11 protein-coding genes are annotated in these 18,748 nt (G+C 34.9%); 6 read left to right on the top strand and 5 right to left on the bottom strand.

The window, feature by feature from the left end; translation table 11 throughout:
* Nucleotides 1-157 precede the first annotated feature (157 nt).
* The gene (locus AC2A1D_RS13525) at nucleotides 158-3,028 is read left to right on the top strand and encodes a M16 family metallopeptidase (protein ID WP_484044113.1); all 2,871 of its coding nucleotides are present in this window, start codon (nucleotides 158-160) and stop codon (nucleotides 3,026-3,028) included.
* 75 nt (nucleotides 3,029-3,103) lie between these two features.
* On the opposite strand, the gene AC2A1D_RS13530 is transcribed toward AC2A1D_RS13525, so the two are convergent.
* From AC2A1D_RS13530 to ligA, 5 genes are all read right to left on the bottom strand, one after another.
* Nucleotides 3,104-4,183, bottom strand: coding sequence for a GNAT family N-acetyltransferase (locus tag AC2A1D_RS13530; RefSeq protein ID WP_484044114.1), 1,080 nt, complete (start codon nucleotides 4,181-4,183; stop codon nucleotides 3,104-3,106).
* A complete protein-coding gene (locus tag AC2A1D_RS13535; RefSeq protein ID WP_484044115.1) occupies nucleotides 4,180-5,127 on the bottom strand; it encodes a polysaccharide deacetylase family protein in 948 nt (315 codons plus the stop codon). The genes AC2A1D_RS13530 and AC2A1D_RS13535 overlap by 4 nt, the downstream gene beginning before the upstream one ends.
* A gap of 80 nt (nucleotides 5,128-5,207) precedes the next feature.
* The gene (locus AC2A1D_RS13540) at nucleotides 5,208-7,337 is read right to left on the bottom strand and encodes a S46 family peptidase (protein ID WP_484044116.1); all 2,130 of its coding nucleotides are present in this window, start codon (nucleotides 7,335-7,337) and stop codon (nucleotides 5,208-5,210) included.
* Nucleotides 7,338-7,509: 172 nt separating this feature from the next.
* Entirely contained in the window at nucleotides 7,510-8,088 is a 579-nt protein-coding gene (locus AC2A1D_RS13545; RefSeq protein WP_484044117.1) for a Crp/Fnr family transcriptional regulator, read from the bottom strand.
* Between the two features lie 276 nt (nucleotides 8,089-8,364).
* Nucleotides 8,365-10,365: an NAD-dependent DNA ligase LigA gene (ligA, locus tag AC2A1D_RS13550; protein ID WP_484044118.1), complete on the bottom strand. Its 2,001-nt coding sequence runs from the start codon at nucleotides 10,363-10,365 to the stop codon at nucleotides 8,365-8,367.
* A gap of 155 nt (nucleotides 10,366-10,520) precedes the next feature.
* Here ligA and AC2A1D_RS13555 point away from each other — a divergent pair, with 155 nt between their 5' ends.
* The 5 genes from AC2A1D_RS13555 to AC2A1D_RS13575 all read left to right on the top strand — a co-directional run bounded on the left by AC2A1D_RS13555 (nucleotide 10,521) and on the right by AC2A1D_RS13575 (nucleotide 18,472).
* On the top strand, nucleotides 10,521-11,267 hold the full coding sequence (locus AC2A1D_RS13555) for a glycerophosphodiester phosphodiesterase family protein (protein WP_484044119.1): 747 nt from the start codon (nucleotides 10,521-10,523) through the stop codon (nucleotides 11,265-11,267).
* Nucleotides 11,268-11,547: 280 nt separating this feature from the next.
* A complete protein-coding gene (locus AC2A1D_RS13560; protein ID WP_484044120.1) occupies nucleotides 11,548-14,526 on the top strand; it encodes a SusC/RagA family TonB-linked outer membrane protein in 2,979 nt (992 codons plus the stop codon).
* A 10-nt stretch (nucleotides 14,527-14,536) separates the two neighbouring features.
* Nucleotides 14,537-15,985 carry a SusD/RagB family nutrient-binding outer membrane lipoprotein gene (locus AC2A1D_RS13565; RefSeq protein ID WP_484044121.1) on the top strand — a complete coding sequence of 483 codons (1,449 nt, stop codon included), beginning with the start codon at nucleotides 14,537-14,539 and terminating at the stop codon, nucleotides 15,983-15,985.
* Between the two features lie 27 nt (nucleotides 15,986-16,012).
* Nucleotides 16,013-17,596 carry a calcineurin-like phosphoesterase C-terminal domain-containing protein gene (locus AC2A1D_RS13570; RefSeq protein ID WP_484044122.1) on the top strand — a complete coding sequence of 528 codons (1,584 nt, stop codon included), beginning with the start codon at nucleotides 16,013-16,015 and terminating at the stop codon, nucleotides 17,594-17,596.
* 162 nt (nucleotides 17,597-17,758) lie between these two features.
* Complete coding sequence (locus AC2A1D_RS13575) at nucleotides 17,759-18,472, top strand: 3-ketoacyl-ACP reductase (RefSeq protein ID WP_484044123.1); 714 nt, start codon at nucleotides 17,759-17,761, stop codon at nucleotides 18,470-18,472.
* Nucleotides 18,473-18,748: the final 276 nt, after the last annotated feature.

Genomic DNA, 18,748 nt, shown 5'->3' on the forward strand with positions numbered 1-18,748 from the left:
ATTTGTTTTTAAAATACTGATGAGGTAAATTTAATAAAATTAAAAAACTCGGTATATGTATTCGATTTTTTCTAATACAGGTTTAGTTTTTTAAAAAAATTATAAGAATAGCAGTTCGGGTTTTTTCGATACATTTGTAATCTCACTTATTACAATAATGAATAATTATCCACATAAAGAGGTCGCTTCGGTCTCAGAATTATCTGAATTTCCTTATATCACAATAACAAACGACGAAAATAAAGTAAGAATTTACACTTTACAAAATGGTCTTCAAGTATTTTTAGCTCAGAATTTTGATGCGCCAAGAATTCAGACTTTTATCCCTGTGAAAACGGGAAGTAATAATGATCCTTCGGATAACACAGGTTTAGCGCATTACCTTGAACATATGATGTTTAAAGGAACTTCTAAATTAGGAACAATAGATTGGAGTAAAGAAAAGCAGCTTTTAGATGAGATTTCTGATTTGTATGAGCAGCATAAAGCGGAGCAAAATCAGGAAAAGAAAAGAGAGATTTATCGCAAAATAGACCAAGTTTCTCAAGAAGCCAGCAAATATGCGATTGCGAATGAATATGATAAGGCTATTTCTTCATTGGGAGCATCTGGGACCAACGCGCATACTTGGTTTGACGAAACTGTTTACAAAAATAATATTCCCAACAACGAGCTTGAAAAATGGCTGAAAATTGAAAGAGAACGATTTTCAGGAATGGTTTTAAGGCTGTTTCATACCGAGTTGGAATCTGTGTATGAAGAATTCAACAGAGCTCAGGATAACGATTCTCGATTGGTAAATTATGAGTTGATGGATGCGCTTTTTCCGTTGCACCCAAATGGGCAGCAAACGACTTTGGGAAAAGCAGAACATCTTAGAAATCCTTCTATGAAAGCAATTCATAAATATTTTGATGAATATTATGTACCAAACAATTATGCATTTGTACTTGTAGGAGATTTAGATTTTGATGTTACAATTACTTTAATTGATAAATATTTTGGAATTCTTCCCTATAGAGAGCTTCCGCCAAAAAATAAAATTGTTGAAAAACCAATTACCGAAATTGTAAAAAGAACAGTACAAAGTCCGACCACTGCAAGAGTTCAATTGGCTTGGAGAACGGATAGTTATGGTTCTCGTGAAGCAATGTTGGCAGATATTATCGCAAATATTTTGAGCAATCGTGGAGAAGCTGGTTTGCTTGATCTTAATATCAATCAGACCCAAAAAATGTTGTGGGCGCAAGCTTATTCTTTAGGTTTAAAACAGTATGGCTATTTTTCTTTGGTAGGTGTTCCAAAAGAATCAGATACACTAGATTTTGCGAAAGAAATGATGCTTGATCAGATAGAATTAATTAAGAAAGGAGAGTTTCCGGATTGGATGCTTCCTGCAATAATTAATGATTTCAAACTGCAAAGAATGAAAGCTTTGGAAACCGCAGAAGGTTTGGCTACAAATCTTTACGATACCTTTATTAAAGGCAGAACTTGGGAGCAGGAACTTAATGAAATGAACGATTATGCTTCTGTAACCAAAGACGAAGTTGTTGCATTTGCACAAGAATTTTTTAAAGACAATTATGTTATTATTTATAAAGAAAAAGGTACAAACGAGAAGCTTTTAAGAGTTGAGAACCCAGGAATTACTCCTGTGAAAATCAATAGAGAAGCGCAATCTGAGTTTCTTACAGAAATATTAAATGATAAAACAGAAGATATTCAGCCAGAATTTATTGAGTATCAAAAAGAAATTTCAACAGATTTCATAAAAAATAAAAAGATAAGTTTCGTAAAAAATAAGTACAACGACATTGCGCAAGTTCATTTTATTTTCCCAATGGGAAGTGATAACGATAGAGATTTGGGTCTTTCTACGCAAGTTTTACAATATTTGGGAACAGAACGCTTTTCGCCAGACGAGTTGAAAAAAGAGTTTTTCAAAATTGGTGTCACCAATGATTTTAAGACCACCAACGACCAACTTACGATATCTTTAACCGGTCTTGAAGAAAATATCGAAAAAGGAATTTCTTTGCTTCAGCATTGGATGCATGATGTAAAGCCAGATCAAGATATTTATCAAAATTTTGTGGAAACAGTTCTTGAAAACAGAGCAGCTGTAAAGAAAGATAAAAACAGAATTATGCAAGCGCTTACCAATTATACAAAATGGGGGGCACATTCTAGATTTACAGATATTATTTCTAAAGAAGAGCTACAAAATTCTTCAGTTGAAGCTTTTACCAATCGTTTGAAAAATTTATTCGATTATCCGTATCAGATTTTCTTTTATGGTAAAAATCAGGATAATTTTAAAAACTTTATCATCAATTATATTTCAGATGAAACACAGCAAATTCCTTCTAAAAAAGAATATTTGGAACCCGAAACTGGGGGAAATGTTTTCTTCGTGAATTACGATATGGTTCAGGTTGAAATGAGTAAAATCGCACGAGGGAATACTGTAAACACCGCAAATTTTGGAAAAATAAACGTGTTTAACGAATATTTTGGAAGAGGACTTTCTTCTATCGTCTTTCAGGAAATTCGCGAGAGTAAAAGTTTGGCGTATTCTGCTTACGTTTCTTACGCTCCCAATTCGGAATTGTCGCATCCTGATTATGTTACGACATACATCGGAACTCAACCAGATAAATTGATGATTGCCGTCGATACAATGGCAGAATTAATGTCGGAACTTCCGGAAGTTCCCGTTCAGTTTGAAAATTCAAAAAATGCCGCTTTAAAGCAGATTGCTTCAACGAGAATTACACGTACCAATATTTTCTTTAATACGTTAAGACTTCAGAAACTGGGGATTAATTATGATATTCGAAGAGATATTTACAGCCAGATTCAAGCGCTTAATTTTAATGAAATGAAAGAATTTTACAACTCTCACGTTAAAACTTTACATTTCAACACGGCTTTATTAGGGAAAAAAGAAAACCTCGATGTAGATGCAGTTCAAAAAATGGGCGAATTCAAAGAATTAGAACTGAAAGATATTTTCGGACATTAAATTTTTAATATTTAGGGAAATTTGCGAGGCGGCAATCGAAGATTGCCGCCTCGCAAATTTAATATTGTAAATCGTTTACGTTAACGCACAATCGCCATCACCATCTTGAAAGTTTGGGTTGAAATTTTTTGGAAGTTGTTCAATCATTTTTTCGTGAAACATATACCTTCTTTCAAAATTTCGGCTGTGAATTTTCGGAAAACTCTTTTGCTTTTCAATTTCTTCGTTGATGAAAGTTTGATAACTGGTGATGAATTTTACGCGATGTTTTTCAGAAAAATACGCTAACAATTTCACGAAATTTATGTGGTCAGAAATTGAAAAATAATAAGGAATTTTCAGATTTCCATCTCTTAAAAGAAGCAGGGCACAAGTTTCTATGTGATTTTCAATGTTGAAAATTTTAACCCAGAAATATTTAAATTCATTCGAAAAACTAGAGAAAAGATAGCGTTCGTCTTTCTTTTTACCCTCTAAAATCCACGGATTTTCAATAAACCAATTCATTTCTTCCGAATTTCTGTTGGCTTTGAATTGCGATAAGAATTTTTCACTTTCTGAATCTATTTTGCTGATAATTTCAAAGCGAAAATTCGGCTTTGTAATCAAAGAATTTTTGATTTTTAAGACAGAATTAAAACCTAAATCAGCAATTTTAAAAAGCGGTCTAAAATGACTCAGTTTCGGTTTTTTCGCGGGAATCATCTCTTGAAAATTGGTTTTCAGGTAAAATCTTTTCCCAATTTTCGGTTGAATATATTTGAAAACTTTGATTTTGTTGTACAAACTTTCCGCTTCGGGCGTGAATTCTGTAATGGCGATATTTCCGTTGTAGAGCTCAAAGGCTTTGTCTAGAAGTTGTTGCGCAATTCTTTTTCCCCGAAAATCGCTGCTCACAAAAAGTGTACTCAGCCAACCGTATCTGAAAATTGTATCGTCAATAAAGAAAGAATCGGGGAGAATGCCTAAATAACCGGCTAATTTTTCACCTTCAAAAGCGAGAATTAACAAAGTCTGTTCTTCATTTGCTTTTGGATTTTTAATTTGAGATTCTGCACGATGTTTTGTAATCGGTAGAAACTCGTACGATTGGTATTTTCCGGAAGAAATAAATTCCTGTAAAGTACTTTTGTTAAAGGTTTTTAGCTCAATCATTTTCTTACAATCGTATTTTTATTGAGGTATTTTTTTAATCTGAAATAAGCGATTTCTTTTTTTAGAATGACTTCCGCATTTTCACCAGTTTCCATAGGAATTCTTTGAAAATTTCTTTTTTCAGAATCTAATTTTATACCTGCACTTCCAAAAGTGCAAAACATTTCTTCTGATGTAAAAAGCTCATCGAAAAATGCCTGTTCTACGCCAAAATCTGTAAATGGAAAAGCAAAACTTTCTTCATGAAAACCATGTTCTTTCATGTAATTAAAAGACGTTTGGCAATCATTGAGCTTTTCTTGCAAAGAAATCTCGTTGTACAAAGGATGATTCCAGCCATGAGAAGAAATTCCGAAGCCTTTTTCTTTGATTTTATTGAGTTGTTCTACGCTTAGATAAGGTTTTTGCTCTTTTAAAAAAGCAGTGAAATCGACATTTAATTGATTTGAAAAAGCTTTAAGTTCTGCTGTTTGATGATGTTTTAATTGTAAAATGGAATCTTTTTTTTCTCCCAATTGAATCGATTTTTCATAAAGCAAACTGGCTTTACAGCGAAACATTAACTCTTTGTTATCGATAAAAGCTGGGTTGATAAAATTTATGGCATAAATTCCTTTTCGCTCTAAAATGGAAAGAATAATGTCGTAAAATTCTCTGAAACCATCATCAAATGTGAGTAAAGCAATCTTTTTTTTAGGTTTAAAATTACCTTTCACATAATCTTTAAACTCATCAAAAGTTATCCATTGAAAATGTTTTGAAAGCGTGTCTAAATCAGCTTCAAATTCACGGATGTTTTTGTATTTGATAATGTGTTTCAAATGAGGAAGGAAATCATCAGAAACGCAGTGATAGACCGGCAAACAATAGTTTAGCGGGAAATTTTTTGAGAAATTTCCGTTTTCAAAAAGAGCGAGAGAATTGATGATTTGTTTTTTTAACATCTTAAGGTAAAAATAAAAAAGAATCTGCTTAAAAGCTAATGTTTTAAGCAGATTCTATAATTATTTTAAGTTTCAGAAAATTATTTTACAACTTTCATTTCGTCGATTAACCATTTAGAATTGGCAAATTTATCGATGATGAAGAGAATATACTTCGTATCTACCATAATATTTCTGCTGAATCTTGGGTCGTAATTGATGTCGCTCATCGTACCTTCCCATTGTCTGTCGAAGTTTAAACCTACCAAATTACCTTTCGCATCCAAAGCCGGAGAACCAGAGTTTCCGCCAGTTGTATGGTTGGTTGCCGTAAATGCAACAGGAACGTCGCCGGTTTGGTCTTTATAAATTCCGTAATCTTTTTTGTTGTAAAGGTTTAGTAATTGCTGTGGAACATCAAACTCGTAATCTCCAGGAACATATTTTTCTACAACTCCAGCTAAATGCGTTTGATAATCGTATTTTACAGCGTCTCTTGGCGAAGAACCTTTTACTTTTCCGTACGTAACTCTCATTGTAGAATTGGCATCTGGGAAGAATTTTCTATCCTTATCGGTTGCCATTTGCTGTGCCATAAATTTCTTTTGAAGCACATCTATTTGAGACTGTAAAGAAGTAAATTTTCCGTCTGCAGTTTTTGAATAAGTTTCTTTTAAGTTTAAGAGAAGCTTATAAATTTCGTCATTTTTAATTGCTTTTACCAATTGTTCTTGGTTCGAGAAAGCTTTATCAATATCAGAAGAAAGACTTGCTCCGTTTACTGTAGAACGACCTGTAATTACCGAATTTTTCGATAAAGTTTCGATATTTTGAAGATTTTGAGCTTCATTTTTATATTGGTCGAAACCTGTAGGAAGGAATTTTGCCTCAGTTTTATTGGCGTACAATGCTAAAAGCTTCGCCGTTACTTTTGCATCCAATTCTGCACTGTAATCTTTGTAGAAAGCAGCAAGACGGTTTTTGAAAGATTCTGTTGCTTTTTGGTCTGCTTTTCCAGATTCTACGGCAGAAATGTAACCTGAGAAAAGATTTGCCAATGTTAAAGTTTCAGCATTTCTAATGGTTTCTGTGTAGTAAGCATTGTTTAAAGCATAAGGAGCTTGCTCGTTGTAAAGTTGAGTAAGCTGGTCTAAAGTCGCTTTAATTTCTGAATTTTTAGAGATTAAAGTCTGCTCATAAGCTGCTTTTTTTTGTACCGCATTAGATTTTTTTAAACCTTCAACTTCGCCAATCCATTTTTTCCAGTAATTGGCAACAGAAGCGTATTTAGAAGCGTATTTAATACGAGTTGCATCGTCTGCACGCATTTTTTCATCTAAAGTTTTCAAAGCTACATCGCGCACTGCAATTCTTGCAGGGTCTGTTTCTTTCATGATTTTATCTACCGCAATCGAAGGAAGATATTCTGTAGTTCTTCCCGGGAAACCGAATACAAAAGTGAAATCATTTTCTTTTTTATCTTTTATAGAAATCGGAAGAAAATGTTTCGGAACGTAAGGCACGTTGTCTTTAGAATACTCTGCAGGTCTGTTGTTTTTATCTGCATAAATTCTGAACATCGAAAAATCTGCCGTATGTCTTGGCCAAACCCAGTTGTCGGTATCCGAACCAAATTTACCAATGCTTTGTGGCGGTGCACCCACTAATCGGATGTCTTTAAAAGTATCGATAACGAAAGCGTAGTATTTGTTTCCGTAATACATCGATTTTACTACCACTTTCTGCCCAGATTCGGTTTTGATGGTAGATTGTACTTTCTGGATGTTTGCATTTATTTTTGCTGCATCAAGATTTGGGTTTCCTTCTAAAACCTGGTCTGTAACTTCTTTAATATCTACAATGAAATCTACAGTTACACCTGGATTTGGAAGTTCAGTTTCCATGTTTTTAGCCCAAAAACCATTAGAAAGTAGGTCGTTTTCTACGGTAGAATGCGCCTGAATTTGCCCATAACCACAATGGTGATTCGTTAAAAGTAAACCTTTTGGAGAGATAATTTCTGCGGTGCAACCTCCGTTGAACTGTACCACCGCATCTTTAATACTTGGTTTTTCTGTGTTGAAAATATCTTTGGCAGAGATTTTCATCCCAAGATCTTTCATTTCTTTTTCATTCAGCTCAGTTGGGATCCACATTCCGCCGTATTGCTGTGCTATTCCTAGAGAAAAACTGAAGAATGCAGAAGCAATAAGAATATTACGTCTTATCATTATAAAAATTTTCGCCTAAATTACGCATTTAAAGTGGTCTGAAAAAAGAAATACCCTTCTGAATTTTCTTCAGAAAGGGCACTGTGTTTTTTTAGTGTTTTTAGATCCTAAAATTTAAAGTTTTTTATTTGCAAAGAAACGTCGTTTTAGTGGGCTAAGAAATGAATCATGGTTAAAAAATTCTCTTCCTTATTCTGCTCAACGCTTGCGGAGTTACGCCTAAATAAGAAGCAATATACTTTAACGGAATTTGCAGTATATATTCTGGGAAAGTTTCCATGAGGTTAAGATATCTTTCTTCTGCGGAATACAGAAGAAAGGCAATTTCTCTTTGTGCTTTTTTTACATAAAGTTGTTCTGCAGAAATTCTTCCCAGGTAATTTCCTACTTGGGTGGTATTGTAGAGGTTATGAATATCTTTATAATGTATTCTGTAAACTGTGGTTTTTTTTAAGGTCTGAATACTGTATACACTTGGTTTTCTAGTGATAAAAGAATCGTAAGCACTGGTGAAAGAATTCTCTGCAGTGAAAGAAAATGTAATTTCTTTAACCTCGTTTTTTACAGATTTATTAATAAAAAACCTTACAATTCCTTGGTCTATAAAGTAAAGATAGTTTTCTACTTCTCCGGCATTGGTGAGGTTTGTTTTCTTCGGGATTTCTATTTTTTCGAATTTACTGATGTGATATTCGGCTTCTTTCTCTTCCAAGCGCATGATATTCACATAAAAATGAAACAATTTTTGCATTTTGGTGACGGGCAATTTGTAATTTCTTTTGTTACAAATATAAACGATGTTTTCTTTTGGAATGTCCTATTTAAGAGAAAATTTTAGTTTTTACTGTATATTACGTATTTATACCTAATCAAAAATTATTGACAGTAGTAATGTTTTCAGAGAATCTTTTATCATTGTTGAGAGAATACTCACTGTTTTTTCCGATTCTTTTGAAAAAAAACTTTTTGAATTAACGCTTTCAGGGTTTCAAACCCTGAAAGCGTTTTTGTAAAAATCATGAGTTTACTACCCAATCAAATCCAAAAACTGTTGCTCGTCTAGGATGGTGATGGTTCCGATGTCTTGGGCTTTTTTCAGTTTGCTTCCGGCTTTTTCGCCTACGATAAGATAGTTGAGGTTTTTTGAAACCGCGGAAATGTTTTTTCCGTTGTGTTTTTCTACCATTTCTTCGGCTTGTTCTCTGGTGAAAAGAGATAGTTTTCCTGTGAAAAGAAAGGTTTTTCCTTCTAAAACGTTCGATAAAACTTCGTTGGTGTTTTCACCTTTTTCCAATTGAACGCCATAATTTTTCAAGCGTTCAAGCATGAGAATATTTTCAGGATTTGCGAAGAAATCTACGATGCTTTCAGCGATTTTTATTCCAATATCTTCTACTTGACAAAGTTCTTCAGCTGTGGCATTTTTCAAATCTTCAATCGTTGGGAAGTTTTTCACCAATTTTTTAGCAACGGTTTCACCCACATGTTTTATTCCGATTCCGAATAATACTTTTTCAAAAGGAATTTCTTTAGACTTTTCAATCCCGGAAATAATATTTTGTGCCGATTTTTCAGCCATTCTTTCCAATGGAAGCAGTTGTTCTTTGGTTAAAGCATAGAAATCTGCAGGGTTTTCAATCAGTTTTTCTCGGTACAATTGCTCAATGGTTTCGCTGCCTAGATTTTCGATGTTTAAGGCTTTTCGAGAAACATAATGAATCATTCTACCCACAACTTGTGGCGGACAATGCAATTCGTTCGGACAATAATGTATCGCTTGGTCTTCAATTTTTACCAGTTCAGTTCCGCATTCCGGGCAATTTTTGATGTATTCAATTTCTTGGCTTTCTGCGCTTCGTTTTTCTGTGTTTACGCCAACAATTTTGGGGATAATTTCGCCTCCTTTTTCTACGAAAACAAAATCGTTTTCGTGTAAATCTAGCTTTTTGATGATGTCTTCGTTGTGAAGAGAAGCCCTTTTTACGATGGTTCCCGCCAATAATACGGGTTTCAAATTGGCAACAGGAGTAATGGCGCCGGTTCTTCCGACTTGGTAAGAAACGCTTTGTAATTCGGTTTCTACTTTTTCGGCTTTAAATTTATATGCCATTGCCCAACGTGGCGATTTTGCGGTGTAGCCCAATTGTCTTTGTTGTTGTAACGAGTTTACTTTCAGTACAATTCCGTCGATTTCAAAAGGGAGGTTGTGTCTTTCTGTATCCCAATAGGTGATGAAATCTTTTACTTCCTGAAGTGTTTTGCACAATTTCGCCTGTTGTGAAGTTCTGAAGCCCCAAGATTTAGATTTTTCTAAAAGTTCCCAATGCGTTTCTGTAGGAAATTCTTCTGAAATAAATTGATAAAGTACCGCCGAAAGCCCACGCTTTCTAACTTCTGCGCTGTCTTGCATTTTCAGACTTCCACTGGCGGTATTTCTTGGGTTCATAAATAAATCTAAACCTTCTTCTTCACGCGCTTTATTTATTTTATCGAAGTTTTTTCGGGTTAAATAAATTTCGCCACGCATAAAAAATCTTTCAGGGAAATCTGCCGAAAGCTTCAACGGTATGTCTGAAATCGCTTTTACATTCGCCGTAATTTCATCTCCTTGAAAACCATCACCACGAGTAACGGCTTGAGACAATTTTCCGTTTTCGTACAAAATAGAAATGGAAGCACCGTCGTATTTCAGTTCCGCAACAAATTCTACGGGTTCGTCAATAGTTTTTATGATTCTTTTTTCCCAATCTTCAAGGTCATCAAAATCGTAAGAATTATCGAGAGAATACATTCTAAACTGATGCTGAACCGTAGGGAAAACTTTCGTAATTCCGCCTCCAACACGTACCGTGGGAGAGTTTTCGTCATAAAATTCAGGGTGTTTTGCTTCTAAATCCTGAAGCTCTTCTAAAAGCATATCAAAATCGTAATCTGAAATGCTTGGCGCATCTAGAAGGTAATAATTTTGGTTGTGCTGCTCCAGTTCGTGGCGAAGTCTTTCTATTTTCTGCTGAATGTTTTCTGACATTGGAAAAGTATTGTTTTTGGCAAAAATAATAAGATAATATTAGAATGTACTCTAGAAATTTTAATATTGTGTTGATGAAATATTCAGATACCTTTAAAACAATTATAACAAAAACTGCTTTATTTTTGCATCTCAATTAAATAGATTTGATTCTTATGAAAAATATTATATTAGGAGTAGCATTATTAGGAACTATTACTTTGAAAGCTCAAACTCAGATTATCGCGCACAGAGGTTTTTTTAACACGCAACCTCCAACAACCGAAAACTCAATCACGTCATTGAAAAATGCGCAGCATTTGAAAATTTACGGTTCAGAATTCGATGTAAGAATGTCGAAAGATGGTGTTTTGGTGATTAATCACGACGAGCATCACGGGAAAATGGAGATTTCTGAAACCAATTTTAAAGATTTAGCAAAAGAAAAACTTTCGAACGGTGAAAAGTATCCTACTTTGAAAGATTATTTGAAAGCCGGTAAAAAAGATAAATCTGTAAAAATGATTGTTGAAATAAAACCTGCGAAAACAGAAGCTCTTGAAAATGAAATGGTAGAAAAAACCATCAACATGATTAAAGATATGAAGCTTGAATCTCAATGCGAATATATTTCTTTCAGTTTGCATATTTGTAAGGAAATAAAAAAGTTGGCGCCCGACTTTAAAGTTCAGTATTTGAGAGGTGAATTGTCGCCTAAAGAAATTAAAGAAGCTGGTTTAGATGGGATGGATTATCACTTTTCAGTTTTCGAGAAAAACCCTACTTGGATTTCTGAGGCAAATGCTTTAGGGTTAATTACCAACGCTTGGACAGTAAATGATGTTGAAGTTTTCAAAAAATTAAGACAACAAGGCCTAAAGTTTGTTACCACCAATACACCAGACGTTTTTAAAACTCAGTAAATTTTTACTTTTATATATATTAGATTTTAAACAAAATGCCTTTCAATTGTATTTGAAGGGCATTTCTGTGTTTTGTAGCCAGAAAATAAAGATATGATTTCAAAATAATATGCAGAGCATTAAATATTATTAATGTCTCTAAAAGAGTATAAATCAATAGGATATGTTTTTGTTTTCACAGTACGTTCATATAGCGTTTAATATCTTTTTAAAATATGTTAAAACTCTGTTAAAGTCATCCTGGGTAAGTCCGTCTAATTTTGCGCAATAAAAAATTGAAATGCGTAAAACTACTCAAAAGGTCGTCACGTTATCGCTTCTAGGATTACTGAGCATTAATGTTGCGGCGCAGCAAAAAGCAAAAAAAGACAGTGTGAAAACCATCGATGAGGTGGTGGTTACAGCTTTAGGAATTAAGAGACAGGATAAGTCTCTTGGATATGTGGCAGAAAAGGTAAATTCTGAAGTTTTTGAAAATATTCAAAACAACAACTGGGCACAAGCAATGGAAGGTCGTGTTGCGGGGTTAAAAGTACAAGGTACGAATGCGGGACCACTTGGCTCATCAAGAATCACTTTGCGTGGCGAAAAATCTTTTAGCTTAGATGGAAATTATGCACTTATTGTAGTAGATGGAGTTCCGTTGAGTAACTCTACTACAGGAACGGGAACTGCGGCTTATGGAGCAGGAACTGGTGGAGATTTGCCTATTGATTTAGGAAATGGTCTAAACAGTATAAACCCCGATGATATTGAATCTGTTACAGTATTAAAAGGAGCTTCTGCTGCGGCACTTTATGGTTCTAGAGCAGCCAACGGAGCGTTAATGATTACCACAAAATCTGGGAAAACCAAAAATGGTAAAGTAAATGTATCATTCAACTCTTCTTTAAGTTTTGATTCTGTATTAAAATGGCCAGATTATCAGTACGAATATGGGCAAGGAACTTTAGCAAAGAATTCTGCGGGTCAGTTTTTCTATTCTTATGGAGCTTCCGCAGATGGAGTTTCAACAGGAGGTACAAGTAGTGCTTTCGGGCCAAAATTTGATGGACAGTATTATTTTCAGTATGATCCGAATGTGATGGGGCAAAGTGCAACAAGACAGTTGTGGAGACCGTACACAGATAATATTAAAGGTTTTTGGCAAACAGGTACTACATCTTCCAATAATGTAGCTATAGAAAGCAGTACAGATAAAACGAAGTATAGAGCTTCTCTTACCTATCTTGCAAATGAATGGATGATGCCCAATACAGGTTTCGACCGTTTTAATGCAGCATTTTCATTAGATCACAAGCTTACAGATAAGTTTAGAATTTCAACAAAATTCAATTACGCTAATACGAAAAGTGATAATCTTCCGGCTACAGGGTACAACAACCAGTCGATTTCATATTTTATGATCTTCCAAAATCCGAACGTAGATTTAGCCTGGTACAAACCAATCTGGAAACCAGGGCAGGTAGAGGTAGATCAAATTCATCCATTCAGTTCGTTTATCGATAATCCTTACCTTATTGCCTATCAAATGCTAAACGGGGTTAAAAAGAAGATGATTACCGGAAATATTACGGCAAACTATGATTTTAACAAGAATTTTGGCGTAATGATGAGATCGGGTATCGAAATGCTAGACGAAATGAGAACTACAAAAAGACCGTACAGTTCTGCCAATTACCTGAAAGGTTTTTATCGTGAGCAATACATTAGAAATAATGAATTCAATAATGATTTACTTTTTACCTTTAAAAAGAATTTCAACAAATTTAATATTTCAGCCAATGCTGGTGGAAGTGTGCGTTATAACGAATATGTTTCTAATGATTACCGAGCAGAAGGTTTGAAGGTTGCTGGTGATTATAGTTTAAACAACGCAATTTCATTAATAACGAAGGTTCCAAGACCAAGCGATCAACAGATGAATAGTGTGTACGGATTATTAAGTACCAACTACGATAATAAAATTTTTGTAGACATTACAGGAAGAAATGATTGGAGTACGACTTTATCTAAAGAAAATCGTTCGTTCTTTTATCCGTCGGTAAGTACGAGTTTTATTTTATCAGACATTTTTAAATTATCTGGTTCTAAATTTAATTACTGGAAACTTAGAGCTTCTTGGGCTAAAGTAGGTATTGCAGGATTGCCTTACCAGTTAGATAAATACTATACACCAAGCGATTTTATTGGTTCGGTTATTACTCCGGATATGTATCCTAACCCTAATCTAGAATCTGAGAAAAATACCAATATAGAAACAGGGATGGATTTTGCCTTTTTCAAAAACAGGTTGAATTATAATCTTACCTTCTATCAAAATGATACAGAGAATCAGATAATTCCTGTTACTGTACCTATAGAAAGTGGGTATTCTAGCAGAATTATTAATGCAGGGAAAGCCAGAAACAGAGGGGTAGAGATGAGTTTAAGCGCAATACCTGTAAAATCCCAAAATTTTAGCTGGAATGTAAGTGGAAACTGGTCTTTGAACAGAAACAAAATATTATCTCTTCCAGATGAATATGCAGGACAAAGCGGATATACAATCTCTACTGTTGCAGGTGTATTGTATTACAATGCAGTTATAGGAGGTTCTTTGGGAGATTTGTATGGTTTCAAATTAGTGAGAAATGCCAATGGTGAAGTGGTATATGATGCGACAACCGGTTTGCCTGCAAGACCAGATAAAATCGAAAAAGTAGGCAACGCATTCCCGAAATGGAGAGCTGGTCTACAGAATGATTTTAAAATCAAAAACTTTACAATAAGTTTCTCATTCGATGGTCAGTACGGTGGGATGGCGTATTCGCAAACGCATCATAAAATGTCTGAGCAGGGTAAACTTCAGCATACATTAATGGGAAGAGATAACCCTTCTGGAACCATCGTAGGACAAGGTGTTGTACTTAATGCAGACGGAACGTACAGTCCTAACACAAAAGCGGTTGGTTTGGCAGCATATTACGGAGACTATTACAGACGTGCCAATATTGAAACCAATACTTTCGATACTTCTTTTGTGAAATTAAGAGATGCAAGAATCGCTTATTCATTCTCTAAAAACGTTATCGCGCCGCTAAAACTTACAGAACTTACTTTGGCAATTTTCGGTAAAAATCTTTGGATGTGGACAGAGTTCCCAATGTTTGATCCTGAAGTGGCTTCTCTGAATGACTCTACCATTACTCCTGGAGCAGAAATAGGGCAGTTGCCTTCTGCAAGAACAGTAGGCTTTCAAGTTAATTTAAAATTCTAAGATCATCATTATGAAAAAAATAATTTTATCAACCACCTTAGCTTTATCATTATTTAGCTTAAACTCTTGCGAAAGATCTTTCGAAGAAATAAACAATGATACGAGTAAAATTCAAAAACCTTCGGTAGGAAGCTTTCTTGCTCCAGTACAATACGCAATGGCATCTTACGGATACAATAGAGCAGACGATTTTACTTTCGACATTATGCAGATTGCATTAGATTTTCCAAGTGAAGGAAATACTGTGAGCCGTTATTATCTTACAGAAACTACAGGGAACGGATATTGGAATACGAGCTATAAATGGCTAAAGCAAGTGCAGGAACTAAAAACGGCTGCAGAAAAAGAAAACAACGCAAATTATCTTGCGATTTCTAAGGTGATGAATGCTTGGATTATGGCTAATCTTACCGATACATTTGGAGATGTTCCGATGAAAGAAGCATTACAGTTGGAAGAAAACATCATGAAGCCAAAATATAATAGCCAGAAAGATATTTATGTTTCTCTCTTGGATGATCTGAAAGCTGCAAACGCTCTTTTTGATACAACAAAAGCACTGTCTGAAACAGATCTTTTTTATCAAGCCAACTCTAATGCCGCCAATATTTTGAAATGGAAGAAGTTCTGCAATTCTCTTTCATTAAGATTATTAACCAGAATTTTGAAAAGAAACGGAGAGGTAGATGTTTACCAAAGAATCACCGAGATCGTAAATAATCCTACAACGTATCCAGTTTTTCAGAATAATGCAGAAGGAGCTGTTTTGGATATCTCTGGTGTAGCGCCACTTTTACCACCTATAGCAAGGCCGCAAGATTTTACTGCTTACAGAGCTTCAGGAGAATTTTTTACACAAACTTTGGTAGATAATAATGACCCTAGATTAAGTATGTTTTTTACGCAGGCTAAATCTATTCCATCGAACGCAAATATAGGTTACAAAGGTGCTCCTTCGGGATATGCATTAGGTTCAACATTCAATTATCAGCCTTCAAATCTTAATCAAAATTTGGCAAAAGCGCCATTAAAAATTTTAGTAATGCCTTATGCAGAACTTCAGTTTATCCTTTCTGAACTAGCTTTCAAAGGGGTGATTTCAGGAAATGCACAAACATTTTATGAAAACGGAGTAAAAGCAACTCTTGAACAATGGGGGGCAACAGTTCCTGCAAATTATTTTTCTAATCCTAAAGTTGCTTATAATAATACATTAGAAAGAATTATGCTGCAAAAGTATGTAGGGCTGTTTTTTGTAGATCAGCAACAATGGTACGAGCAAAGAAGAACAGGTTTCCCTGTCTTGCCAAATAATGGAGGGCTTTTCAATAATGGGCAAATGCCACAAAGAATGCTTTATCCTACCAATACAAAAATTCAGAATTACGACAACTATGTGGCGGCAAGTCAGGCAATGGGTGGTGATAATATCAACACAAAAATGTGGTGGAATAAATAAGTCGTATTAAAAATAATCCTAATTAAAATGAATTTAAAATATATCATTCCTGCGTTATTGGTTTCTTCAGTGGCTTTGGCGCAGACTTCTGCATCAGGTTATGTGTTTGAAGATTCAAACAAAAACCAAAAGAAAGACAGCCGTGAAAAAGGATTGGAAAATGTTGCTGTTTCCAATGGAGTTCAGGTGGTGAAAACCGATAAAAACGGAAAATATTCTCTTCCTGTAATCGATGGGCAAACGATTTTTGTGATTAAACCTTCGGGTTATCAAGTGCCTTTGTCAGAAAATAATCTTCCAAAATATTATTATCAATACAAGCCAAACGGTTCGCCTTCTCATTTCGAATATAAAGGAAGTATGCCGACTGGAGCATTGCCAAAGGAAATTAACTTCCCTTTGAACAAACAAAACGAAAGCAAAAATTTCGACATCCTTGTGTTTGGTGATCCACAACCGAAAACTGCAAAAGAACTTGATTACTTCAAGCGAGGAATTGTAAATGAAGTGAAAGATAATAAGCAGAAAGCGGTATTGGGAATATCTCTAGGAGATTTGGTTTGGGATGATCTCAATCTGCAAAATCCTTACAAGCAAGCGATGAAAGAAATTGGTTTGCCGTGGTATAATGTGATGGGAAATCATGATATGAACTACGATGCAAAAGAAGATTTCCTTTCAGATGAAACTTTTGAAGCGAATTTTGGACCGGCAAATTATTCTTTCAACTATGGAAACGTTCATTTCATCGTTCTTGATGATATTTTGTATCCAGACCCAAGAGATGGGAAAGGATATTGGGGAGGATTCCGCCAAGATCAAATGCTTTTCGTAGAAAACGATTTGAGGCATGTAGAAAAAAACAAATTAGTTGTGGTTTCCTTCCATATTCCTTGGATTCATAACCATGAAGATAATTTCAGAAATGAAGACCGTGAAAGAATGTTTAATGCACTTTCTCCGTTTAAAAATGCTTTGCTTTTATCAGCACATACGCACATTCAGCAACAATTATTTTATGGAAAATCTGAAGGTTGGAATGGCGAAAAAGAGCTTCACGAATACAATGTAGGAACTACTTGTGGAGATTGGCAATCGGGAACTCCAGACGAAGCTGGCTTGCCAACAACAACGATGAGAGATGGTACTGCAAAAGGATATTCGTTCATCAGTTTTAATGATAATCAATATAAAATTAAATACAAAACAGCAGGCAAACCGGAAGATTATCAAATCAATCTTTATGTTCCTAAAGTAATTCCTTTTCCTTCAAAAACCTCTGCAAAAGTACTAGTAAACTTCTTTATGGGAAGTAAAAAAGACAAAGTAGAGTACAGTATCGACGGAGGCGAATGGAAAGAAATGGAATATACAGAAACTTTCGACCCTGGTTTTGTAGAATCTGTTCTAAAATGGGACAGTACAGAAAAATTATTCCCAGGAAGAAGACCTTCTAACCCGGAATTGTCTAAACATATTTGGACTGGCGGATTTGGGAATAAATTAACCCTAGGAAAACATAAGGTTCAGGTAAGAGCAACCGATATGTACGGAAACAAATTCTCTGCAGAAGACGAATTTGAGGTACAGAATGCTGTTCTTATTCCTTAGAATTTCAATTTTACTATACTTCAATTGGGGCCGGCTTCAGAAATGTTGCCGGTTTCGGTTTTTTCAGAGTGCAATCGTTTGTATAGACCAAATAAATTGGATTTATTCTTTTGTTAAACAATTGTTTAGTATTTTTGTACCGTTAAATTTATAAACTAAATTATGATTTTAAAAGGTAAAAATGCAATCGTTACAGGAGGTGGAAGAGGTTTAGGAAAGGCTGTAGCATTGGCTTTGGCGAATGAAGGCGTAAACGTTGCAATCACAGGAAGAAATGAAGAGAATCTTAAAATGACTGTGGACGAAATCAAAAAAACTGGTGTTAACAGTTTTTATGCAGTTTTTTCGGTAGATAACGAAATTCATGTAAAAGCAGGAATTGAATCTCTTGTTCAGCAAATGGGTGGTGTAGATATTTTGATTAATAATGCAGGAATTGGTGATTTCGGAAGCATCGAAAATATGTCGTCTGAAACCTGGGAACAAGTAATAAAAACCAATCTTTTCGGGGTGTATTACGCTGCAAAAGCAGTTTACCCTTTCATGAAAGAAAATGGTATTGGAGATATTGTAAACGTAGCTTCAACAGCTGGTTTGAAAGGTGGCCCAAACATGTCGGCTTATGCAGCATCAAAAGCTGCGGTGATTTCTTTATCACAATCGATGATGGCAGAATGGAGAAAAGAAAACATTCGTGTGATTACTTTAACGCCGAGTACAATTGCTTCAGATATGTCTATTCAAGGCGGTTTAACGGATGGAAATCCTGACAAAGTTCTTCAACCGGAAGATTTCGCAGAATGGGTAAGAGATATCTTGAAAATGAACAGAAGAGCATTAATTGCTAATGGTTCTATTTTTTCAACAAATCCGTAATATTTTTAAGCCAAAAAATATATATGAAGGCGAACATTCAATTGAGTGTTCGCCTTTTTTTTGATGATATTGTTGAAGAAGAAAGTAATCAAAATAAAGTTAAATGTTTGAAAATTATATCATTGTAAAACAAAATTAAAGTCCCGAAGGGACGGCTTATTAAAGGATAGGATGGAATCCTATCAAAACTCCGTATTTAACAAAAAAACTCACAATTTCAAGTGAGCGCGAAAGGATTGTCTTCGCCGAATCTTCGATTTCGAACCTTTGACCGTC

This window comes from Chryseobacterium sp. HNCC26DJ239, from assembly GCF_057180445.1.